This is a genomic window from Candidatus Culexarchaeum yellowstonense (assembly GCF_024707025.1).
GTDB lineage: Archaea > Thermoproteota > Methanomethylicia > Culexarchaeales > Culexarchaeaceae > Culexarchaeum.
The window spans coordinates 1-23,546 of sequence record NZ_JANGFQ010000019.1; the positions used below are offsets into that span (position 1 = coordinate 1).

Sequence of the window (23,546 nt, forward strand, 5' to 3'; positions counted from 1 at the left end):
ATATTCATAAACATCAATTAACTGGGAATAGGGGGAGAGTTGGAGATAAAAAGCAATACAGCTTCCCAAACCCATGGCCAGGAGGATGGTGGAAACTAAAAGACATAATAAAACAACAACTAATATCAAATCTCGCAGCCCTCGAATTGGCAGCTAAAATGAAAGAAACCATACTGAAGAACATGTACATCAAAGCCAAGAGGAACATTGAGAAGGGGCTTAATGAACCCCCATATGCTTTCATAGTATCCTTGGAGGATCAGCATGACCCAAATACTGCATTGAAGATGATAGATGTGTTTAGGAAGTTGGATGTTGAAGTTCATGTTGCTAAGAAGCCATTCAAGATTGGTAATACTGTTTATCCAGCTGGAACTTTCGTAATATTCTCTGCACAGCCGAAGAGGGCTTTTGTGAAGTATGTTCTTGAGAAGACGGAGTATCCGGATAATGAGTGGACTCGTGCTCGTGATGGCACCCCAATAAGACCATATGATGTTGCAAGTTATACGATTCCAGATTATATGGGTGTTAAGGTTGATGTTGCTATGGATAGGTTTGATGGTGAGTTTGAGATGATAGATGAAGTTATCTACCCATATACCCCAGTGGCTGAGTCTAGATTTGGATATATGTTGGATTGCAGGTTGAATGATACATTTGCGGCAGTGAATGTACTGTTATCTTTAGGGTTTAAGGTTTATAGGGTTTTGAAGGATGTTAAGGTTGATGATGTAACTCTCCCAATGGGCTCCTTCTACATACCAGTTCAAGATAAAGTTTTAGATGTACTCAATAATGTCTCAAGGGAATTCCACGTTCCAGTATATAATTTGAAGTCTGAGTTGAATGTGGACTTAATTGAGGTTAAGCAAGCTAGGGTTGGGATATATCAGAGATATTATGGTGGAAATATGGATGAGGGGTGGACTAGATGGCTCTTAGAGCACTTCAAATTCCCAATTCAAGTAATTTTGGATGAGGATATTAGGGGTGGAAAACTTTCTGAGAAGGTTGATGTACTAATATTTGCCGATGACAATAGTGCAATAATAGTTGGTGAGAGTAAGGAGGCTATTGAGAAGGCTTTAACTGAGAGGTTTAAGAGGCCCTACGTTATGCCTCCAATTCCACCAGAATACATGAGTGGAATTAAGAAGGAGGGTGTTGAGAAGGTTAGGGAATTCGTCTCTAAGGGTGGAGTTTTATTGGCATTTAATGGCTCCTGCGATTTCGCAATAGAAGCTCTTAAACTCAAGTTGAACAATGCAGCTAAGAATTTAGATCCAAAAGTCTTCTTCTGTCCAGGCTCCGTTCTAAATGTTAATGTTGATAATACGCATCCACTATGTTATGGTATGCCTAAAACCTCGAAGGTCTTCTTCTATGATAGTCCAATATTGGAGATTCTGCCAACATACTATAGTGAATTGTATGAGGCTCCAGTAACTTATCCTGAGACTAACATTAAATCCAGTGGTTGGCTTATTGGTGAGAGTTATCTGTCTCGCAAACCAGCTTTGGTTGTGGCTAAGGAGGGTAGTGGTAAAGCTGTATTATATGCTTTTAGACCGCAATTTAGAGCTCAAACCCATGGAACCTTCAAATTGATATTCAATGCTCTATACAAGTACTGTTGAGCGTACGTTTGAAGGTAATCCACAATAAAAATTAACCTCATTTTTTAAGATTTTTCGTTCACTTTATTTCTTGCATTTATCTTCTCTGAGATCTATTATGTCTTCAATTTCAGCTCCCGTCCCTATCAATGTAACTGGTACTTTCAGTTCCCCTTCAATCCACTCCACGAATTTCTTAGCATCTCTTGGTAGTTCTTCGAAGCATCTCATCCCCCTACATTCTGGGAATAGTGCGTCCATCTTCGTTATTGCTATTTGAGTGGCGCTGTTAAGCATTACAGCTCTCTTGGCATACTCTATGTTGAATGGAGCGGCTCTCCTAACTCTACCGGTCACGGTTCCCCTTTCAACCCACCCTCTTCTCTCTATTTCCTCCAATGTGAGTTCGTTTGGTAGAGGTCCTCCTCCAACCCTCGTTACATATGCTTTGAATACTACTAACACTTCATCCACCTTCTTTGGCCCCACCCCTACTTCACTACATATTGCTGATGCTGTGGTATCCCTTCCAGTAACGTATGGGTATGTTCCATGATATAATGAGAGGAATGTGGCTTGCGTCCCCTCCAATATCACCTTCCTTCCATCATCAATGGCTTCATTTACTTCTAAGGCTACGTCTGTTAGGTACTTCTTCAATTCTGGTATGTCTCTTGCAAGTTTCGCCTTTCTCCTAACTCTATCTGCTATTGCTGGTCCAACTCCCTGCCCCGTGGTTCCTATGTTTTTTGATAGGTGTTGGTCTGATCTATCTTCCTCTATATGGTGTTCCTCTATTATTGAGGCTTGGTGATCCACGCCAACCCTATTATGTGTTTTCGTCGTTTCTATTTCCTCTAACAATATTTTTGGGTTTACATTTGCCCCTGCCGCTATTAGCAATCTAGCATTTTCATATACGAATGCGCTTGGTATTAGTCTAAGCCTATATGTCACGTTGTTCCATACCACTGTATGTCCAGCATTCACTGATCCCGTTCTTACGGCTATGTCTATTTTATCTTTCAATGCTAGGTATGATACTATCTTCCCCTTTCCCTCATCTCCGAAGAATCCTCCAACCACAACTGTTAGAGGCACATTCTTCACCTTACTTTATTCTAATTATCCTATCTATTATCTTTTCTATCTCCTCCTCCCTAACCCTCTCTGGGATCCAAGTATATTTCCTCTCCTTTACAATATCCTTTCCCATAATTTTCCTCAATGCTATTTCATATGTTTTCAATCTTTCATTATCTATCTTTACACATCTCTCCCAGTATGGGCAATCCTTTATCATACATTTACTTCTACATGTAATTCTGTATTTTTCCTCAGCAATCTTTTCAACTATTATTCGTGGTTGGCATACTGGGCTTTCCAATGCGAATATTGTTTTCCCATCTTCCACATACTCCTTTAATGATGCTCCAAAAACCACTTTTGCAGCTTCTCTAAGAGTTTCCATGTTTGCTTCCACAATTAATTCCCCAACACTTTCAGAAAGTTTACTCATCTATTATCACCCCATTTGTTTGGCGTCAGACCGCCCATCGAGTTTCATAGCCCCTCCCAAAGCTCAACAGCGCCGCCTCTTCATCCGCCAACATATAATTGTGGTTTTGAAAAGAGTTAAATTTTATTGTTTACAACTATTATTTGTTGGTGTATTTTAATGCTTGAGAGGATTTCAACTGGCATAAGTAAACTTGATGAAATTATTGGTGGAGGGTTCATTAAGGGGAGGACGTATCTCATTGCTGGGGGGACTGGGACTGGTAAGACGATAATGTCTTTGCAATACATGTTGGATGGCTTAAGGAAGAATGAAACATGCGTTTACATATCCCTTGATGACCGTATATCCAATGTTTTAACTGGAGCTTTAAATCTTGGTTGGAATTTCGATCAATATGTTAAGTCTGGAAACTTCATACCCTTTGAGATTAGGTTGAAGACTGAGGATTTAAAGCATGGTAAGGAGTCTAGGTCTTTTGTGAAGCATATACTTCAGTATACTGGTAAGAGGAAGATTGATAGGCTTGTTCTTGACCCCATTTCCTCATTGGTTCAAGGTGCTGGAGACTTGTTGTGGGTTAGGGAGTATGTTAGGGAGATTGTAAGCTATATTGAGGAGGAGATTGGATCCACAACTGTCATAACGGCTGATATTCCATCGGGCTCAAGTGCGCTTAGCAGGTATGGTGTGGAGGAATTCATATCCTCTGGCATAATTGTCTTGGACATATTTGAGCATGGACCAAACCTATACAGAGTTCTGTATGCACGTAAAATGAGGTGGTCTCCAATGGATATGAGTAAGTACGTTTTTGACATAGTCCCAAACGATGGTATTGTGATTCTCGGTAAGCTTACCACAATCCTCCATAAGCATTCGCAAAGTCATGAGAAGCAGACCCCTTGAGTAAATGATTAAATTAATTACTAAAATCTATCAATACTTTATCGGTGCTGCTGTTTGCTCTACGATCTAGATTGGGGTGCTGTTGCGGAGCACATATGTAGTGGTATTAGGGGTTTTGTTCCAAGCTGGTCTAGGGGTGTTGTGGTTGGGTTAAGTGGAGGCTTAGATTCCTCTACTGTTGCATTTCTCTGCGTTAAGGCTCTTGGTTCAAGTAGAGTTTTGGGTTTAATTCTCCCAGATTCCGATGTCACTCCAAGAGAGGATTTTGATGATGCAATTATGGTTGCAAAACTTCTCGGTATAGAGTATAGGGTTTTGGATATTAAGCCCATTTTGGGAGCCTTTATGGATTCACTTAAGGTTTTTGGTTCACCATCAAGGCTTTCTGTGGGGAATTTGAGGGCTAGGATTAGGATGTGCATTAACTATTATTTCGCTAATCTTGAGGGGTGGATTGTGGCTGGCTCTGGGGATAAGAGTGAGATACTTTTAGGTTACTTCACCAAGTATGGTGATGGTGGATGCGACTTCCTACCCATAGGCTCATTGTATAAGACTCAAGTTAAGCTTCTTGCCAGCTTCCTCGGGGTTCCATCTAGGATTGTGAGTAAGCCTAGTAGTCCAGCTTTGTGGCCTGGTCATCTTGCTGAAGATGAGCTTGGATACCCATATAGCTTCATAGATCCAATATTATACTTACTTGTGGATGTTGGTTTAAGTCCTGTGGAGGTTGCTTCGAAGCTTAATGTTAGTTTAAATGATGTTCTCAAGATTAAGGGGATGGTGGATTCATCATCACATAAACGTTCCTTCCCAAAGATAATTGAGTTGCCTATGAGTTTGATGAGAAGAGCTTAAAATCTTCTTAATTGCTCACATTTATATACATGTTTTGATAGTTATTCATTATTGTTGTGAGTGGGGGTGGAGTTCATTTGAAGTATGTCTTCGTTACTGGTGGTGTTTTGTCTAGTGTGGGGAAAGGAGGTTAACCTCCCCCCAGAGGTGTAGTTGCAGCATCTATTGGTAAGATGTTTCAAGTTAGGGGTTATTCTCCAACAATAATAAAGATAGATCCATACTTGAATGTTGATGCTGGAACCATGAATCCATATATGCATGGTGAAGTTTTCGTTACTGATGATGGTGGTGAAACGGATCTTGACTTGGGTCATTATGAGCGTTTCCTAGACATAAAACTTAGTAAGGATAACAATATAACTACGGGGCAGGTTTATAGGGCTGTCATTGATGCTGAGAGGCGTGGGGATTATTTGGGGGTTTGTGTTCAGGTGGTTCCACATATCACTGATGAGATTAAGAGGAGAATTAGGGTTGTGGGTGAGAAGGGTGGTGTGGATGTCGTTATAGTTGAGGTTGGTGGGACTGTTGGTGATATTGAGGGTCTCCCATTCCTTGAAGCCATTAGGCAGATGAGGTTGGAGGAGGGGTATGAGAATACATTGTTTGTTCATGTGGCTTTAGTTCCAATACTAGATGTTACTGGTGAACAGAAGACTAAGCCATGTCAGCATAGTGTTAATGAGCTTAGGAGGATTGGAATTCAACCTGACATAATAGTTGCCAGGTGTGCTTCCCCATTAATGGAGTCTGCTAAGAGGAAGATTGCATTGTTTGGTAATGTCCCCTATAATGCCGTCTTCACATCATATACTGTGGATTGCATTTACGAAGTCCCCTTGATATTGGATGAGCAGGGTATGGGTAGCTACATAATGCGTAGGTTGGGGCTTAAGGATGTGAAGCCTGATTGGAGTGAGTGGAGGGGGATTGTGGAATCCTTCCGTAAATGTGACCGTAAAGTTAAGGTGGCTATGTGTGGTAAATACACCATGCTTGCAGACTCCTATATTAGCATTAATGAAGCTTTGAAGCATGCTGGAGCTAAGCTTGGTGTACATGTGGATTTGGATTGGATTGAAACTGAATTGCTTGAGAATAATCCGTCTATGGTCAATTCTCTAGCCAATTATGATGGTATAATGGTTTTACCGGGATTTGGGGCTAGGGGTACTGAGGGGAAGATTAAAGCTATACAGTTTGCTAGGGAGAATGATATTCCATTTTTGGGGATATGCTTTGGATTTCAGATGGCTGTGGTGGAGTTTGCTAGGAACGTTTTGGGATTGAAGGGTGCCAATAGCACTGAAGTGGATCCAAATACCCCACATCCAGTAATAGACATACTTCCAGAGCAGAGGGGGGTTGATGTTAAGGGTGGTACTATGAGGCTTGGTGCACATAAAATAATCTTGAAGGATAACACTTTGGCTCGTACATTGTATGGTTGTAGTGTTATAAGTGAGAGGCATAGGCATAGGTATGAGGTTAATCCCAAGTATTGGGATATCTTAGAATCTTCTGGACTTGTGTTTTCAGGTTTGAGTGAGGATGGACGTAGAGTTGAATTCATTGAAATTAGGGGGTTGAAATTCTTCTTAGCATCTCAATCCCATCCAGAGTTTAATTCCCGTCCTGGGAAGCCTTCACCACCATACCTAGGCTTCGTTGAAGCTGCGTTGAAATATTCTGAGGGTAGAGGTTAGCTCCACTTTACTTTAAAACAAATACTATCTCCCTAACATTGGAAGTGCAAATCTTCTTCACACCTCTAATTCCAGGTTTATATATTGTTTTTATGAGTCCCGCTTTCTCCAATATCCTTATTTGAGCACTTGTGTTAGCTTTGCTTTGATTTATCTCCTTTGCAAGTTCATCTACGTCCACTTCAGTATTCAATGTTCTTTTAAGTATTTCGAGTCTCGTTTTTGATGAGAGTATGGATGCTATCTCAATTATCTTATCTCCCTCAACCCTTAAAACTCCACTATTCCCCTCAATTTCCTTCATAATGTTGTTCACCTTTCATATTCCCATTTGTTAGTTGTGTTAATTCTTTATTTAAAATTGTTTTTCCTCCTTTGTTTTAAAGTATATTTGTATGGGAAAAGTATTAGTTTATGCTTTATGTAATTACCCTTAGTTATGCTTCCAATTGAGGCTTTTAAATCCCTTGACGCTGACGATTTCCATATTTTAAGTATTGTGGAGAGTAGGATGAGGAGCTTCCTCTATGTGCCATTAGACATCATAACTTCAGATTCGGGTTTTAGTAGGGGGTTTATTTTGGATTCACTTAAGAGGATGCATGATATGGGTCTTGTATTGTATAAGAGGGTTCCATATGAAGGTTATATGTTGACTTATGCTGGATATGATGTTTTGGCTATGAAGTATCTTGTGGATTCCAGTTACATTGTTGGTGTTGGAGGCTCTCTTGGTGTTGGTAAGGAGTCTGATGTTTACATGGCTTTTGCACCCACTGAGGAGGCTGTGGTTTTGAAGTTTCATCGTTTGGGTGTTGTTAACCTTCAAAGTGCAACTAGGATTAGGAATTATTTAGCTCATAAGGATGAGCTTCCATGGATTTTTAGGTCTAAGTTGTCTGCTGAGAGGGAGTTTAAAGTTTTGAGGGATGTATTTAAGGCTGGCGTTAAGGTTCCAACTCCCATAACCCAGAATAGGCATGTGGTTGTAATGTCCTATGTGGAGGGAGACCTCCTCTACGTCTGCGATTACCTTCCAGATCCATACAATTTCTTTGAAATGATTTTGGATGAGATGCGTTTATCGTATAGTGGTGGATATGTTCATGGGGATCTATCTGAATACAACATAATTGTTACGCCGAATTTGGAGTGTGTCATAATAGATTGGCCTCAAGCTGTGGAGGTTAATCATCCCTCAGCTATGATGTTATTGGAGAGGGATTTAAGAAACATTATTGATTTCTTTGATAGGAGGTTTAAGTTAAAGTTAAATTTCACCGATTCCCTATCATATGTTTTGGGTAGATGATTTATTTGTGGTGTTAAATTTGGGTGGAGTTATTTTAGGTGTTGATTTGATGCCCATGTCAACACCATTGGGGCGTTCTCAACCAAGATACTCCGTTGTCATATTGGATGAGGGGAAGGTTGTATCGAGATTTGAGAATGTGAGTAAAAGGAGGCTTTTAAGACTTATATGGACCCTTAAGCCCTCAATGGTTGCAATAGATAATGTTTATGAGTTTGCATCCTCCAGTTCTAGGCTTCTAAAATTCCTTAAAGCTTTCCCACAAGATGTTAAGGTTGTTCAGGTTACTAGGGTTTTTGGTGGATTTAAACCTCTCTCGATGCTGGTTAGGGATTATGGTTTGGCTGATGGTGTTGGGAAGCTCAGCCCAATTATGGCTGCTGAACTTTCAGCTAGACTTGCAAGTATGGGTGTGGGGTCTGAGGTTGAGTACTTGAAGAATGAGACTAGGATTCTTGTGTGTAGGGGGAGGAGGATTGGTGAGGGGGGTATGAGTGAGGATAGGTATGAGAGGAAGATTAGAACTGCAGTTTATAATGCATCTATGAACATTAAGTCCATTCTCGATTCCCATGGCATTGAATATGACGTCTTCTTTAATAGGAGGGGGTTTGGGGTTGATAGATGCCTATTCATAGTGTATTCCCCAAAAGACTCTTTAAGGGGGCTTGTTAAAAATATGAATTTGGGTGATGTGCAAATTAAAGTGTTTGAAGAGTCTTCTGATAAAATAATCTTTAAACCCCTTGGTTCTCCCGAGTCTGAGGATATTTGTGGGAAGGAGCCTTTAATAGTGGGTCTTGATCCAGGGGTTATTACTGGTTTAGCTATATTGGATATGGATGGTAGGTTAGTCCATGTTTGTAGTAGGAGGAATTGGAGTAGGAATGATATTATATCTGAGGTTATGAAGTTCGGTACCCCCATCATTGTGGCCACTGATGTGCATCCACCATCATTCTTCGTAGTTAAAATGGCTTCCATTTGGGGTGCAAGGGTGTATGAGCTTGATAGGAGTTTAAGTGTTGATGAGAAGAGGGATTTAGTTTATAGGTATTGCAAAGATTTCAATTTAAATTTGGATTTGAACGTTCATGAGAGGGATGCTTTAGCTTCTGCTGTTAAGGTTTTCTACGGGTTTAAACCACTATTTAGTAAGGCTGATTCAAGTGTTTCGGAGCTTGGGATTGATGTTCCACGTAAACAGCTTAGAGCTCTACTTATTAGGGGGTATAGTATTAAGAGGGCTATTGACGTTTTGACACGTGAAGTTAAGATTTCAACTGTCGTTGAATCTAAACCAGAGGAAGTTGAATTGGAGGTTGAGGCTGAATCTTCTGATGTTGTTGAGTATTTGAAGCGTAAACTTAGTATTGAAGAGGAAATGGTTAGGAACCTAAAGTTTCAGAGGGATCAGCTTGCCATGGAAGTTGAGAAGTTGAAGTCTGAGATTGATAAGCTTAACTCCCTTATCAATTCACTGAATAGTGAACTTAATTATAAGATTAAGAGGGATCGTGAAGTTGCCTCTCTAGAGTCTAGGTTGAGTGAACTTCAATCAGCCTATCAATCCATTAAGTCTGAATGCGAATCTCTTAAAGCTAAAGTTGATGGTTGGACTAAGATGTTTTTGAAGGTTCTTAGGGGTGAAATCGTCTTCTTGAAACCTATCAAGAATTTAACTTTAGATAATGTGCGTAGCTCCATTGAATCCTATAACATACGTAGGGGTGATGTGGTCTTCATATCTGATTTCAATGTTTTCGATGTTGATTCGTTGAAGAAGCTTTCTAGTGTTGGGTGTGCTGGTATTGTGGGATTTTCACCCCCAAAACATGTTTGCGAGGCTTTTGATGATTTTGAAATACCATTTATTGATGCTTCCAGTATTAAATTGGAGTTCTTTGAAGGCTACCCATATGTTGAAGCTAACTTGTTGAGTAATGCTCTTAATAGTGCGAGGGAGAGTCTCCTTGAGAGGTCTAGTTTGAAGCGTAGGGAGAGGTTGAAGAAGCTTTTTGATGAGTATAGGAGTATGCGTTTAAAGGAGTTAAAAGATTTCGATTCTACCATCAAGTATTAACTTCGTTACTTCAGTTATTTTGCTAAACTGCTCCCAAACAATTCCCTCTATATCGCTCTTCATACTTTCAGTCAATTTGTAATCATTGTGGAGCAGTGTTTCTATTGATATGTGGAGTGGGTTTGTTATTGGTCTACCTATTTGACCTAGTATCTTCACATATACCTCTCTAATCCCCTTAACTTCACTATATATTTTGTTTGCAATGATTTTCGCCATTACATTATATATCTTCCCCACATGGCTAACTGGATTTTTACCTGCAGTTGCCTCCATGGACATTGGTCTGCATGGTGTTATTAGGCCATTCACCCTATTCCCTCTACCAGTATTTCCATCATCCCCACTTTCAGCTGAAGTTCCAGTTACCGTTATGTAAACTAGGTTTGCATCTATCTTGTCCGCTGTGTTCACCATAACTTTTACTGGTAGCTCCGTTATTTTGCACGCTAAATCTTCCACGCTCCTCTTTATCTCCTCTTTAACGCTTATGTAGTGGTCCATGTCAGGTGTAAGTTGACTTATTATTGCAGCAGCTATTGTTAATTCTATTTCTTTCCCCCTCCTTAAACCCATAACTTTTATGTCTTCACCAACTTCAGGTACCTTCTTCTTAAACTCCCTTGAATTTAGGAATCTCTCAGTTTCATAAACTAGTCTCTCAGTTTCTGTTAGTGGTGCGAAGGAAACTCCGAAGGATGTGTCGTTGGATAGGGGGACATCGACCCCCAATTGGAATAGTTTCCTTAAATCTGCAGATCCAGGTCTAATTTTGTAATCCACTATTACATGTTCATCTGGGTTTAGGAATCTGAAGTTCCTCCTTATGAAATCCTTTATTGCATTTACTGCTAGATATCCTACGGGTATCATTGTTACCTCATTGTCTTTAACTATCTCGTTTACCGCTCTACCAGCCACTATAATGTATATTGGTTCATCAACTGTTCCTCCACCAAATCTTGGTGAAGCTCTCCCACCAACCAGTAACCCTTTATCTACGTTGTGATGTAGTATTGTGTTGAAGTTTTTCATATAGTATTTTGATAGTGCAATGCTAACACTTTCAGCTGATGCATCTATTATGTAGTCTGGGTGTCCAAGCCCCTTCCTCTCAACGATCTCCGTGCTCATCTCCTCTACTGGGGTGCTCTTAATCGCCTCTATGATTATGTTTTTTGACATAGCTCTTCACTTTCTACAGTTATTTGTAATGTCAGTATATTATTGAATAATTATGATTTATACCTTAAATTTTAACTTTTTGTTAGCCGAGTTTCCTTAATCTAAACCCATAACACTTGTGTGCTGTCAAGTTTTATGTATAATATGTTGTTCCCCCTTATGAATATCCTACCATACTTTGCTATTACTGTTCCATTGTTTAATTCTTCTGCATCCACTATTATTAAGTTCATGTTTGGATCGCACTTTTCCAGTATCCCAGTGTATTCATCGCCACTTTTAAGCCTCACAGTCACTCTCGTATTTACTGCACGTCCAAGCATTTTTAATGGTGTGATTTTCAAGCAGGCTTACCTCACATTTAAATTTACTGTGGCTGTTACCTAAACTCTTTAAGTATAGGTTATTCCTTATATAGGTTTCTCTCCGTTGTCGGATAGTTAATATTTTATTATTATCCGTTCCACCTCGGCTTTATGAGCTTCATAAGTGGCTTTCAGGGGCAACGGAGCTCCCCTCATCCTGAGCTTCCTTCACCACATATCGCCCAGAGAGGGGCATTCGGTGCTATTCCCCACTCGAAATATAGTGGTGATGTCATATAAATTCAACTATTCAGAAACTGCTGAAAACCCCAAATTTCTTTCTTTTAAGTTTTACTATCATGTCCTTTGTGTTTGTGATTTTGAGCACTGCATTCTCTAGTAGTTTTAATTTGGATATTTCTTCAAGGATTTCCTCTGGTTTGTAGTGGGCTTTTGGATATGTAACTATGGCTTCCCCCTCTAATTTCAATGTTCTCTCAATCTCCTTTAAGGCATCTGGTGGGCTTGGTATGTTTTGTATTACTGTTATCATTAGCGATAAGTCTATGGATTTGCTTTTTATTGGTAGGTTTTCTGCATCTGCATTTACCCATGAAATATTATAGCATCCTTTATACTTCTCCTTTGCTATTTTAATCATTTCTATTGATATGTCTAATCCTATGATGTGTTTTGCTTGAAGTAGCATTCCCTCCATTATTCCAGTTCCACATCCAATATCCAGCACTACTTTATCCTTCAAATTTTCCATCTCCTTCATTACTTCTACGTACTTTTCCATTTGTTCTTCACCGTATAATTCATCGTATCCTCTGGATGTCGTGTTGTATTTTATCATTATCTCCCTTTTTGATGGTTTATGGCTCACTATGGATCAAAAATTATTTACATGGTTTCTACACTTATTTCTTTGGTGCCATTTTTGAGCGGATCATCCTTTAATTGCATTCATATGCCAAGTTTCAGTGAAGCTGAAGCTGTTTTGAGGGATGGTATTGAACATAGAAGGATGGTTATACTTGTTGGGTCATGTATCATAAATTATCATGGGAGAGCTTCTTCAAATCTAACTAGGGGGGAGAGGTTGATCATCATAAAGCCTGATGGATCTATTCAGATTCATAGACCATGGGATGTTTCTCCAGTGAATTGGCAACCTCCTGGATGCATATTTCATATTGATGTTGTGGATGATGGTTTACGTTTGAGGGCGGTTAGAGTTAAGCCTAGGGAGATTGTTGATATAATTTTCGATAAGATAATCCTATTAACATGCTGTACACTTGTTGATGAAGGTGAATTCTCACTTTACGCTTCTGAATTGGATATGCAGAGAGCTATAATTGCCTCTCCAAACATCGTTGAGGATGGTCTTAAAATCATAAGCTTCGAAAGGCATGTAGATCCTGGATTCATAGACCTTTATGGTTTAGATTCCAAGGGTAGACTTGTTATCTTGGAGATTAAAAGGAGGGTTGCTGATAAATCTGCCGTTTTACAGTTGGCTAAGTACGTAAATGAGGTTAAGGGTAGAAGCCCATATAGGGAGGTTAGGGGTATACTTGTAGCTCCCGGAATATCTAAGGGTGTTCAAAGCCTCCTCTCCTCCCTCGGCCTCGAATTTAAACGTTTAGATCCTAAGAAGTGTTCTGAAATTTTGAGTAAAAGTCCTGAGGGTGTAGACTTAAAGAAGTTTATTCAGAGGGGCTCGTAATAGTTAGCTTTCCACTCATAAGTATGGAATAAAATAAAAAAGTGGAGGGTTAAATTTTGGATTACGAGTCTTCATGGAATTATAGCCATCCACGTAGCTTCATTGCATTATAAATTCTTTCAACTGCTAAGACGAATGCTGCGTCACGCATAGTGACTAGCTTGTCCTTCTTCTCATTCTTCAATTTCTCCCATCCTTCAGCGGTTCTCTTAAAGTTCTTCTCCATTATCGATGCTATTTTGCTTCTAGTTTCCTCCTCATCCCAGAAGTACCACTGGAGGTTTTCCACCCACTCCAAGTAGGACATTACGACTCCGCCAGCGTTGGCTAAGATATCTGGTACTGCAGCTACGAAGTCCTTTCTACTATACAGTATCCTTTCTGCTTCTGGGGTTGTTGGTCCATTAGCTCCCTCAACAATTAACTTAGCCTTCACCTTATTGGCATTTTTATCGGTTATCACATTTTCAATTGCACAGGGCATTAATATGTCTGCATCTACGTAGAGGGATGCATATGGGTCACTTATCTTCTCACCCTTTGGATAATTAATCACCTTGCCAGTTCCCTCTTTAACTTTCATAGCTAGCTCAACGTCTAAGCCTTTAGGATCATATACTGTTCCTGAAGTGTCGCTTACTGCAACCACCTTAGCGCCATACTTGCTTGCCCAGTAAGCTGCATGCTGTGCCACGTTACCGAATCCATGTATGGATACGGTCTTACCTTCAAATCCCCCCAACCACTTCTCTGCAGCTGCTTTAGCAGTTACTACTACACCGAATCCTGTTGAGTATATTCTTACTGGATTACCCCAAAGTTCCGGTGGCTTAGCTGTGAAAACTCCTGGAACGTTATACCCCTTCAATTTGCTATATTCGTCAACCATCCAAGCCATTATCTGTGGGTTTGTGTTGACGTCTGGTGCAGGTATGTCTATTTCGGGGCCTATTATTGTGGCTATTGCTCTAGCATAACCTCTGCTCAATTGCTCCAGCTCTCTCATGCTCATCTTCTTGGGATCGCACTTGACAGCACCTTTCCCACCACCATATGGGATTCCTGCTAGGGAGTTCTTTAGCGTCATGCCCATTGCCAATGCAATGTCTGTTTCTAGGGTAACTTCAGGGTGGTATCTTATACCTCCCTTGTATGGGCCTAAAGCATTGTTATGCTGCACCCTATAGCCTTCAAACACCACTAGTTTCCCATTGTCCATTCTAACAGGTATCTTAACTATAAGTACTCTGTCTGGTTTACTTAAATATTCGTAGACTTCCTGAGGCAATCCAGCTAAATCAACAGAGTTCTTTAATATTCTCAGCATCCACTCCAAGTATGACATTATATCACCTCGTCCTAACATTATTCTGAAAACTTTGTATATATTTTGACTGTGGACTTTTATGTAAGGGGTATTTTATTTTAAAAATAGGAATCTGGGAGGATCGAACATAAACGTAAAAAGAGACGCGTGTAAGGAATAATTAAGGATTAATTATGTGTTCTGTTCAATTAAAGTTTAGTGGGGTGTGCTTGTGGCTAGCTCCATCATTTCTTCATATAGTTCTCTTAGTATTTCAGCGTAGTTGGCTTTCCCCTCCTCAACTTCATCCATCAGTTCCTCAAGCTTCCTAGTGGTTTCCTCGCATACGTATTTACTGTAGTTTGATATTAGGTAGTTGAAGACTTTTGATCCTAGGCTTGTGGCTATCAATTTCCCCTTCTTAGTTGTAGTCTTTATGTATCCTCTTTCGAAGAGCGTGGAGATTATATGGGCATATGTTGATGGTCTCCCTATCCCCCTCTCCCTCATTTGCATGACAAGCCCTCCCTCTGTGAATAGTGGTTTAAGTGAGGTTCTCCAACTCCTTACACTTTTAACCCCTATTTTGCCAACATATAATTTTGGCATGGTTCTAATTGGGGATATTAATGTGAAGCCTTCATCTATGACTTCAACTACCTCATCTGTTGAAACCGTCTTGTTTAATGTTGCCACATTTATTATCGCCTTTTCCTTCAAAATCTTTGCAGGTTTCATCTGGCTTGCAATGAATCTCTTGAATATCAAATCGTATAGGTCGTAGTGATCCCTTGTCAATTTTCTACCAAGTCTCATTATCCCCGATGCTATTAAGTACCTTAATCTGCTAACATCTATTGGTCTTGTTGGCCTTATACATTCATGAGCTCCCTCAGCCCCCCATCTCCTTGGGTAGTATAGGTCTGCTCCCCACTTTTCACTTATGTAGTCTTGCGCCACCTTCATTCCAACGTTGGATACCCTTGTGCTACTCGTCCTGTGATATGTGATTAAACCTAGCTCGAATAAGTCTTGCGCTATGCTCATGGTTCTCGATGCCCCTAATCCCAATATTTCAGATGAATCTCTTAATAGGGCGTCTGTGGTGTATGGGGGTTTTGGATTTAATTCCTCCTCAATTTCCTCCAACTTAACTACTTCCACATCTGATGATTCTAACTCCTTGAGTATTTTTGCAAGCTCATTCTTCCTGGTTTTCTCCATCATCACGGTGATTTTCCTATCGTTTTGAAGTGTTATTTCCACCATGTCAACTATGTTTTCCTTCAATTCCTTTGTGCTGTTCACAACCCACCCTAAAACTGGTGTTTGCACTCTACCTGCGGATAGCTCTCTCCTACCAAAATTAACTTGAACCTTCTTGCTAAGTTCAAATCCTATCCATCTATCCTCTATCCTCCTCAATAATTGCGCTTCCACCATACCCATATTTATTTCCCCAAGGTTTTGTAGTGCCTCCTTTATTGCTCTTGGTGTTACCTCATGGAACCTCATCCTCTTAATATTCCTAACATATGGTGATAGGACTTGAGCTATATCCCAACCTATCTTTTCCCCTTCGGAGTCATCGTCTGTGGCTATTATGAGCATATCCACTTCCCTTGCAATGGATTTCAATGCATCAACAATCTCCCTTTTATCGTATAGTTCTCCACCGCATATATTGCATACACTTATACTGTCACTTATCGTCTTTCCACATTTCTTGCATCTCTTTATGGTGTCGTATACTGGGATCATCTCTTCATCTTTTACTATGACTCCATAATATCCATCTTGTGTTGTTAGGTCGAAGACGTGTCCCGCGGTTGAAGCTATGTTTAGCATGTAGTCTCCAGTGCTTACTTCAAAGATTGTGAGGGCTCCAACTCTTCTCTTGTGTGGTGTTCCGAAGAATTTTGCTATTGTGGATGCTTTCTTTGGGGATTCAACTACGAGTAGTGCTGTTTTGACTATATCCTTTAATTCCCCAGTAATTCTCCCCTCCCTAATATCCTTTATCTTCACCCTTTCATCACTTATCTCCTTCATCAATTTCCTAATTTCCTCTTTATTGTATCTGGCGAATTCCACATCTTCTAAATACCACTTTATTTCTCTCATCAGCCCGTTGAAGGCCTTCTTATTGTCAATTATGGTTACTGCAAGCCCCTTTGAAACTCCACCAGCATATAGTCTTGATGTTCTCCCCGAAGCTTGGATGTATGCTACCACATCTGGCACAATTATAGTTAATTTGTCCCCTTCCTCAATATCTAAGTATGGGCTCTTCTTAATGCTCCTCTTTATATCTTTCCTACTTAAGTAATCTTGTACCAGCTTTATTGTTTCATTTATTATTTGCTGGAGGAATCCCTTATATCCTTCAAGTTTTATATTTGATTTTATTGCTTCTATAACTTCTATCACCACCTCTTCTCCAACAGTTGCAAAATACCTTTTTATCTTAGCTATTTGCTCATCTATTAGATTCCTATCCCTCTCCGTTTTCACATGTTCCCTTATACTGCTCAATAGCATTATTGCCTTGTATGGTCTAAATTCGCTTATGTCTAGTGATATCCTTATCTTTGGAACCCCAACGAATACTGCATACTTTACTGTTTCCGGTAGATCAATGCCTCTTGTTAATGGGCTTCTATATGACGCTATCCCCACTAGGACATCGTATTCCCCATTTCTAAACTTCTCCAGTAGCTTTCTCCTAGCTTGTGTTGATGCCGCTGCTCTTATGCCACTATTGTTTAGTGCTTCTGTAACCTTCTTAACGTATTCCATCCCCTTGTCTACTGGTATGAATATTAGTCCTCCACTCCCAAGCTCTTTGATAACCCTTACGGCTTCATCTATTAAGCTTCTCCCCCCTCTTGGCTGTGTGTATACGTCCACTATGTTCCTATACCCCTCTATCCTCCCACTTATTTCAAATCCCAAGAGTTCCCTGATCAACTTTATCTTTTTGGTCCTCCTAGACCTTATGGATGCCCCTGAAACTATTAGTATGCTATCTCTCGCTTTAATTAAGCTTCCACCATTTAAGCTACTTTTACCTTCAATTCTCTCGTATGCTTCCTTAATCTCTTCATCGCTTATCCCCAAAAGTTTTAGTACGAGGTCTACGTTTTTAGATCTCCTTACGAATGAGTCCACGTCGTCTACGAATATCATGTTGAATTTCATGTTGGCTATAGCATCATAGTTTCTTGATAGGAAGTATGAGGTTGTTATGAGTATATCGTAGTTCCCTTTTAATATTGATTCCATCATCTCCCTCTTCTCCTTCTCTGTTAGTAGTGCGTAGTATGCGGCTATCTTGATATTTTCGAGTTCAAGCTTCCTCTTATACTGCTCAATTATCTGATGTACTTGTTGCGCCAGTAGGGATGTGGGCAGTATAATGTATGATTTCTTCCCATTCTTGGCTAGGTATAGGGCGTATATCATGCCGAAACTCGTCTTCCCCATCCCTGTGGGTGCAATTATTGCAAAGCTCTTCCCCCTCAGCGCCCTTTTACACCAAGTTCTCTGTGCACTCCAAAATCTGCTCCCATTGGCTTTCTTGAAAAGCTCTTCAACTTCATTTACCTTTAACTCCAACTCCCGTATTTCCTTATATTTCCCCATTCTCCCATATTGTTCGAGGTACTCTATAATCCTCTTTAATGCTTCATCATCGTTCAATTCATGCATCTGCTTAATTATCTCTCCATCTTCCAATGGTAGGCATTTGTTGCATGGTACTCTAAGTTTTAGTCTTAGGTCTGTTATGTCTCCATCACAGTTTGGGCATTGGAATTTGAATATGGCGTAAACTTTCTCCTTCATTTCATTATTCATCAGTAGTTTTGGAATTAATTTGAATAAATATATTTCTCTTTTCCCCTATTTCCCTTCTTCTACCCCCATTATCTTTATGTTTTTTGGGTTTAGTTGTAGTGGCTTATAGCATCTTGGGCATTTTCCACCATACTTCTTTATTATTTCTTGCGGGTTTGTCAATTCATCCCCCCTATAGAATATGAAGCCGCACCTTTCACAGTATATCCTTATTGTCATATCCCTTTACAACTTACTTATTCAGACTTCAAGTTAATAAATTTTAGCTTGATAGTGTGATGTAATCCTTTTATCCCACCTTACATTAACATATTTACTTGGGTGGAGAGGTTTGAGTGAGGGTGACATTGATCTTGAGATTTTGAAGTTGAGGATGATGGCTGATCTTAAGAGGAAAGCTTTATCACTTAAGAAGGTTCAATCTACTGAGAAGAGGGATTATAGGAGTATACTTATGGATAAGTTGACTGAGAGGGCTAAGGAGATTTTAAGTTGTGCTGAAGCTCAGTATCCTGGGGAGACTAGGAAGATAATTGAGGTTTTGGGTAAAGCTATAGAGTCTGGGGATATTAAAGACACTATTGATGAGTATTCCCTTTACGAGTTATTTCTCAGTTTGGGATTGAATGTTAGAATTCCAACTAACATATATTATGTTCGTAAGGGTGAGAAGAAGTCTCTAATAGACTTGTTTAAGGAGTAATTATGGTGTCTCGATGGATTGGAGTTTGCACTGGTTCAACGGCATTCTATTGCTCCTCGAAGATAAAGCTTTCCTAATTGATCCAAGCTCCAATAATGTTTTTGGGGATGTTATCGTTGTTAGTCATGCTCATGGAGATCATGTGGCTGGTTTGAAGTCTAGGGGGTTTAAGCTGGCTTCTTACTATACGCTTAAACTCTATGAGGCAGCTACAAATGTTAGGGTTGATGATTCATATCCACTCTTCATGGATGGTCAGAGAATACCTCTTGACCGTTTGATGATGGAAGTTTATAATTCTGGGCATATTTTAGGGTCATTACAATTTAGGTTTGAGGGGGTTTCATCATCTCTAGTCTACACTGGGGATATAAACTTAGTTGATACCGTAATTACCAATGCTGGTAAGGTTTTGGAGTGCGATGAACTCATCATTGACGCAACTTATGGTAACCCAAAGGTTTCATTTCCAGATAGGTGGAGAGTTTATGAGGATTTAGCTGGATTCATAGATTCCTCCATTAAGTCTGGTAGACCTCCAGTTTTGAAGGTTTACTCTATTGGTAAAGCTCAAGAGGTTATTGCATTGATTAATAGGTTTCTTGGATTGGAAGTTGTGGTGGATTCTAAAATTGCTAGGATTAATGAGGTTTATCGTTCAGCTGGTGTGGATCTAACTTACATCCCACTATCCTCCAGTGAGGGTTATGAATCCTTTAAATCCCTCTCCCTCCCACTGGTTACTTCCAACGCTAAGGTATACAAGTATGCTAGGAGTATCGGTATGCCTGGCGTTATGGCTACTGGTTGGGCTTCCATATATCGCTTGCCTAATTGTGAAGCTTCCTTTCCACTTAGTGATCATGCTGATTTCCAGCAACTTGTATCCTATGTTGAGGCTTCTGGCGCTAAGAGGGTTTACCCTGTTGGAGCATTCTCCCGTCAGTTTTCCATTTGGCTTAGGAGGAATATGGGTTTAGAGGCTAAGCCCATTGTGGATTTAGCTTAACTTATGGTTGTAGCATCTTCAGCTTCGTTTTCGGATCATATTTCCTTATAAGCTTTAGGTTTTCCCCCTCTATTATTGTTAGTTCCGCTGTTGGGTTTATTATGCATCCATTCATTAAATGTCCTCCATGGCATACTCCATCTTCCCCTGATACGCTTATATGTGCATGTATGATTTTCCCCTCTTCATCTTCAGATATGTTTCCAATGCATGAGACTATTTCCAGATGTCCTGAAACCTCCATGATTTTGTATTCTCCATTCATGTATACTCCGAATCTAGCTTTGCTGAGTGCTCCTATTAGCATTATTTGTCCTGCTGAAACCCCCTTCTCCTTGACTACCCTCATTATTTCTTGCATTAAATCTTCGTTTTCCCTCAATCTTGCAACTATTATTCTACCAACCTTCGCCTCTTTAATCATGTTTATAATGTTAATCTATTAGTGGATATATTTCTTCCTCTATGAATTTCAGTAGGTCGTATTGGCTTATCTTGCTGAAGGCTGTTATGACGCAATTCCTAGTTATCCCCATTACGTATCCACTCTTCTTTGATGTTGCCACTATATACCATATTGTTCCATGGGATAGGTATTGGGTGTATAGTGAGGTGTTCTTTAAGTCTTCTCCGTATAGGCTTAATTTGCTTATGTTTGGTATGTCTATGTTGTCGAAGAATATCACTTTTGTTGATTCAGGGTTTTCCTCATGATATCTCCTAAGAGTTTCAGGGTTTATCTTGGCTTCCACTATCCCCCCTATGGCTATGAATATTATTTTGCTTAATTCATTGGCAACGTGATTTGCCCAACTCTTCTTGCCAATTATTGTTAGTAGTAGTTTGTCTTTGTATTTGCTGAATTTGAATGGTGCTTCTAGGGTTACTATTGCTGGAGTCTTCTCCCCCCTCCTATTAATGTATATTATGCTGTCCTTCAAGTATGTTCCAGTTAGGGATTCCCCTGTTAAGTCTAGGTCTATTATTTCCGTTACCAGCTTCTTCCCCTCTTCAGCTTCCTCTTCCACGTGGTAGTTTTGCAGTTTCCTAGCTATGCTCTTCAAGTCTATTTCCTCATTAACTCTAAACACCTTTGCAGCTAATACCATTCCACGCACCCTCAATTATAGTGTATGTTTTGCTCATAAAATATATTCTAGCCCATACAGATTAAATTATAATTGTGTGGAGTGATGCTTAGTTGACGTTTATACGTGAAGTTGTTTTGGAGAATTTCATGTCTTATGAGTATGGTAGGATCCCCCTCAGCCCTGGATTGAATATAGTTACAGGTCCCAATGGTTCTGGTAAATCCTCCATTTTGCTTGGTATATCTGTGGCTTTGGGTGCCCAGTATACTGAGCGTGGTAGGAGGTTGAGGGATTTGATACGTTGGGGTTCTAAGCTTGCTAGGGTTAGTGTTGTATTGGATAATAGTGTTAGGGGTAGGAGGAGGCCTTATCCAAGGATTAAGTCTGATGTGATTAGGGTTTCAAGGTATCTTAGGGCTGATGGCTCATACTGGTTTGAGGTTAATGGTGTAGAGTATAGTAGGGGGGAGATTCAAGGTATACTTAAGGCTTTCGGGTTTAATCCAGACAATATGCTTGTCATAATGCATCAAAATATGGTTGAAGAATTCGCTGTGGTTTCATCTAGGGATAAGTTGAGGCTTCTGGAGGATGCTGTGGGTTTAACCCATTATAGGGAGAGGATTATGGATGTTAGGGGGAGGTTGGAGGGGGTTTTGAAAGATGAGGCTGAAGTTAAATCTATGCTTGAGAAGGCTAAAGCCAATCTAGATTTCTGGCGTGGTGAGTATGAGAAGCTTAAGGTTAAGGATGAGCTTATGAAGCGTAAAGGTGAATTGGAAGTTGAGCTTGCATGGTCTAAGGTTAACCGTAAATTGAAGTCTGTTAATGATTTGAAGGCTAGAATTGAAGGGTTGAGGGGTAAGCTTGATTCTCTTAAAAGATCTTATGATGAGCTTAACTCTGAAATTAAGGTTTTGGAGGAAGATATGATTCAAGTTGAGTTGGAGAGGAGGAGGATTATGGATATGCTTATAGAGTATTCTAGGATTATTGGTAGACTTGAAGCTTTGGGTAGAGTTTCAGGGGATTTTGAGGAGGTATCATCAAAATTCTCCAAGCTTAGGGTGGATTTTGAAGATGCATGTAAACGTTTTGAATCCATATTCAGGGATTATGTTGGTAAGTTTTCTTCTAGGGCTATTTTGGGTTATAGGATTGAGGAATTATCTTCTGAGGTTAAGTTGAGGGAGAGGGATTTGAAGTCTTTGGAGGGTGAATTGGAATCTCTATTGGAGGATGCTAAGAGGGCTGGTCCCATGCCAAGCACTGTTAGGGATTTGGATGAAGTTAACTCTGATTTGATGATGATTAATGCTAGGATTGAAGCTTTAGGTCCAGTTTCACCTGAAGCTGAGAAAATGTATAATAGCTTTAACTCCACATTCAATGAGCTTTCTGAGAAGGCTAAGATACTTAGTGAGAATAGGGAGGCAATATTGAGGGAGCTTAATGATCGTGTTGAAGCTTGGAGGAAAGCTATAATGAACATTGTTTCTGAGATAAATGGGATCTATCGCGACTTGCTCTCTGAACTTAATGCCACAGGGTATGTTAGGGTTACAAATCTTGATGATGTGGAGAAGGCTGGTTTAGAGATTCTCGTTGGATTTAGGGGTTCTGAGCCCATATTACTCGATGGATATTCTCAGAGTGGTGGTGAGAGGACAACAGCCATAGTATCATTCCTATTGGCAGCCCAGAGATTCATAAAATCCCCATTTAGAGCTGTGGATGAGTTTGATATCCATATGGATCCGAGGAATAGGGAGGCAATATTTAAGTGTATTCTATCATATTTCAAGGATGCTGAAGCACAATATCTGGCTATAACTCCAAGTCCAGTAATTGTTGGGGAGGGGAGGGTTAACATAATATTTGTGCAGAATGTTGGTGGGAAGTCTGAGGTTAAGGTGGTGTCTAAGTGAGCTTTAAAGTTAAACGTGAATATGTGGAGAGAATTATAAGCACATGTGAACGTGTTCTCCGTAGAGGTGTAGATCCATTCACCATTGAAGTTGAAAGGTACATTAAATATCTCAGGGATTTCCTCTCCCAATCAAGCTCCACTGAGGATTTAGTTTTGGATTTGGAGGCTTTGGAGGCTTTAAGTAGGGTTGTCGAGTTTCAAGGTAGATGGGTTAAGGATAAATCTTCAAAGCTATACTTCGACCCATTGATAATTGAAGCTAAAGTTAAGAGTTTGAGTTTAAGTGATCTTGCACATGTATTATGTCAAGCCATGCGCCCCATCGCTTCTGTGAGGTTGATATCCCGTATGGGTTTTGAGGAAGCTGCGAAGTATTGGGTTAATCTCCCTCCATTGAGGGGTAGGTGGGGTAGAC

At 40.0% G+C, this 23,546-nt stretch carries 20 protein-coding genes and 2 pseudogenes; 11 read left to right on the forward strand and 11 right to left on the reverse strand.

Features of this window, described 5'->3' with window-relative positions:
- Positions 1 to 1,640, forward strand: a pseudogene (locus MRT15_RS04460) (peptidase M14 family protein); the annotation flags it as partial.
- 63 nt (positions 1,641 to 1,703) lie between these two features.
- On the opposite strand, the gene MRT15_RS04465 reads toward MRT15_RS04460, so the two are convergent.
- Both MRT15_RS04465 and MRT15_RS04470 read right to left on the reverse strand, forming a co-directional pair.
- Complete coding sequence (locus MRT15_RS04465; RefSeq protein WP_304328318.1) at positions 1,704 to 2,720, reverse strand: adenylosuccinate synthetase; 1,017 nt, start codon at positions 2,718 to 2,720, stop codon at positions 1,704 to 1,706.
- 10 nt (positions 2,721 to 2,730) lie between these two features.
- On the reverse strand, positions 2,731 to 3,138 hold the full coding sequence (locus tag MRT15_RS04470) for a hypothetical protein (protein ID WP_304328320.1): 408 nt from the start codon (positions 3,136 to 3,138) through the stop codon (positions 2,731 to 2,733).
- Positions 3,139 to 3,297: 159 nt separating this feature from the next.
- Here MRT15_RS04470 and MRT15_RS04475 point away from each other — a divergent pair, with 159 nt between their 5' ends.
- The 3 genes and pseudogenes from MRT15_RS04475 to MRT15_RS04485 all read left to right on the forward strand — a co-directional run bounded on the left by MRT15_RS04475 (position 3,298) and on the right by MRT15_RS04485 (position 6,614).
- Positions 3,298 to 4,047, forward strand: a complete 750-nt coding sequence (locus MRT15_RS04475) for an ATPase domain-containing protein (protein ID WP_304328322.1) — start codon at positions 3,298 to 3,300, stop codon at positions 4,045 to 4,047.
- 54 nt (positions 4,048 to 4,101) lie between these two features.
- Positions 4,102 to 4,905 (forward strand): NAD+ synthase, encoded by an 804-nt coding sequence (locus MRT15_RS04480; protein WP_304328323.1) that lies wholly within the window; start codon positions 4,102 to 4,104, stop codon positions 4,903 to 4,905.
- Between the two features lie 77 nt (positions 4,906 to 4,982).
- Positions 4,983 to 6,614, forward strand: a pseudogene (locus MRT15_RS04485) (CTP synthase).
- Positions 6,615 to 6,621: 7 nt separating this feature from the next.
- Here MRT15_RS04485 and MRT15_RS04490 read toward each other — a convergent pair.
- Positions 6,622 to 6,918, reverse strand: a complete 297-nt coding sequence (locus MRT15_RS04490; RefSeq protein ID WP_304328325.1) for a transcriptional regulator — start codon at positions 6,916 to 6,918, stop codon at positions 6,622 to 6,624.
- Positions 6,919 to 7,053: 135 nt separating this feature from the next.
- Between MRT15_RS04490 and MRT15_RS04495 the strand changes: the two genes are divergently transcribed.
- Positions 7,054 to 7,926 (forward strand): RIO1 family regulatory kinase/ATPase, encoded by an 873-nt coding sequence (locus MRT15_RS04495; protein ID WP_304328327.1) that lies wholly within the window; start codon positions 7,054 to 7,056, stop codon positions 7,924 to 7,926.
- 19 nt (positions 7,927 to 7,945) lie between these two features.
- Positions 7,946 to 10,009, forward strand: coding sequence for a DUF460 domain-containing protein (locus MRT15_RS04500; RefSeq protein ID WP_304328328.1), 2,064 nt, complete (start codon positions 7,946 to 7,948; stop codon positions 10,007 to 10,009).
- Here the strand turns inward: MRT15_RS04500 and MRT15_RS04505 are convergent.
- The 3 genes from MRT15_RS04505 to MRT15_RS04515 form a co-directional block, all read right to left on the reverse strand.
- The gene (locus MRT15_RS04505; RefSeq protein WP_304328330.1) at positions 9,977 to 11,194 is read right to left on the reverse strand and encodes a methionine adenosyltransferase; all 1,218 of its coding nucleotides are present in this window, start codon (positions 11,192 to 11,194) and stop codon (positions 9,977 to 9,979) included. The genes MRT15_RS04500 and MRT15_RS04505 overlap by 33 nt on opposite strands.
- A gap of 101 nt (positions 11,195 to 11,295) precedes the next feature.
- A complete protein-coding gene (locus tag MRT15_RS04510; RefSeq protein WP_369684947.1) occupies positions 11,296 to 11,517 on the reverse strand; it encodes an LSM domain-containing protein in 222 nt (73 codons plus the stop codon).
- Positions 11,518 to 11,809: 292 nt separating this feature from the next.
- Positions 11,810 to 12,388 (reverse strand): class I SAM-dependent methyltransferase, encoded by a 579-nt coding sequence (locus tag MRT15_RS04515; protein WP_304328334.1) that lies wholly within the window; start codon positions 12,386 to 12,388, stop codon positions 11,810 to 11,812.
- 54 nt (positions 12,389 to 12,442) lie between these two features.
- Between MRT15_RS04515 and nucS the strand changes: the two genes are divergently transcribed.
- The gene (nucS, locus tag MRT15_RS04520) at positions 12,443 to 13,234 is read left to right on the forward strand and encodes an endonuclease NucS (RefSeq protein ID WP_304328336.1); all 792 of its coding nucleotides are present in this window, start codon (positions 12,443 to 12,445) and stop codon (positions 13,232 to 13,234) included.
- A gap of 79 nt (positions 13,235 to 13,313) precedes the next feature.
- Here the strand turns inward: nucS and MRT15_RS04525 are convergent, their stop codons facing one another.
- The 3 genes from MRT15_RS04525 to MRT15_RS04535 all read right to left on the reverse strand — a co-directional run bounded on the left by MRT15_RS04525 (position 13,314) and on the right by MRT15_RS04535 (position 18,617).
- On the reverse strand, positions 13,314 to 14,579 hold the full coding sequence (locus tag MRT15_RS04525; protein WP_304328338.1) for a Glu/Leu/Phe/Val dehydrogenase: 1,266 nt from the start codon (positions 14,577 to 14,579) through the stop codon (positions 13,314 to 13,316).
- 177 nt (positions 14,580 to 14,756) lie between these two features.
- A complete protein-coding gene (rgy, locus tag MRT15_RS04530; RefSeq protein WP_304328340.1) occupies positions 14,757 to 18,386 on the reverse strand; it encodes a reverse gyrase in 3,630 nt (1,209 codons plus the stop codon).
- Positions 18,387 to 18,443: 57 nt separating this feature from the next.
- Positions 18,444 to 18,617, reverse strand: a complete 174-nt coding sequence (locus tag MRT15_RS04535; protein WP_304328342.1) for a hypothetical protein — start codon at positions 18,615 to 18,617, stop codon at positions 18,444 to 18,446.
- Between the two features lie 112 nt (positions 18,618 to 18,729).
- Between MRT15_RS04535 and MRT15_RS04540 the strand changes: the two genes are divergently transcribed.
- Positions 18,730 to 19,101 (forward strand): DNA-binding protein, encoded by a 372-nt coding sequence (locus tag MRT15_RS04540; protein WP_304328343.1) that lies wholly within the window; start codon positions 18,730 to 18,732, stop codon positions 19,099 to 19,101.
- 13 nt (positions 19,102 to 19,114) lie between these two features.
- Positions 19,115 to 20,110 (forward strand): MBL fold metallo-hydrolase, encoded by a 996-nt coding sequence (locus MRT15_RS04545; protein ID WP_304328345.1) that lies wholly within the window; start codon positions 19,115 to 19,117, stop codon positions 20,108 to 20,110.
- A 1-nt stretch (position 20,111) separates the two neighbouring features.
- Here MRT15_RS04545 and MRT15_RS04550 read toward each other — a convergent pair whose 3' ends face one another.
- Positions 20,112 to 20,534, reverse strand: a complete 423-nt coding sequence (locus tag MRT15_RS04550; protein WP_304328347.1) for a PPC domain-containing DNA-binding protein — start codon at positions 20,532 to 20,534, stop codon at positions 20,112 to 20,114.
- A 10-nt stretch (positions 20,535 to 20,544) separates the two neighbouring features.
- Positions 20,545 to 21,219 (reverse strand): hypothetical protein, encoded by a 675-nt coding sequence (locus MRT15_RS04555; RefSeq protein WP_304328348.1) that lies wholly within the window; start codon positions 21,217 to 21,219, stop codon positions 20,545 to 20,547.
- Between the two features lie 92 nt (positions 21,220 to 21,311).
- Here MRT15_RS04555 and MRT15_RS04560 point away from each other — a divergent pair, with 92 nt between their 5' ends.
- The gene (locus tag MRT15_RS04560; protein WP_304328349.1) at positions 21,312 to 23,129 is read left to right on the forward strand and encodes an AAA family ATPase; all 1,818 of its coding nucleotides are present in this window, start codon (positions 21,312 to 21,314) and stop codon (positions 23,127 to 23,129) included.
- A partial coding sequence (locus tag MRT15_RS04565; protein ID WP_304328350.1) for a hypothetical protein occupies positions 23,126 to 23,546 on the forward strand: 421 nt, incomplete at its 3' end. The genes MRT15_RS04560 and MRT15_RS04565, both read left to right, overlap by 4 nt.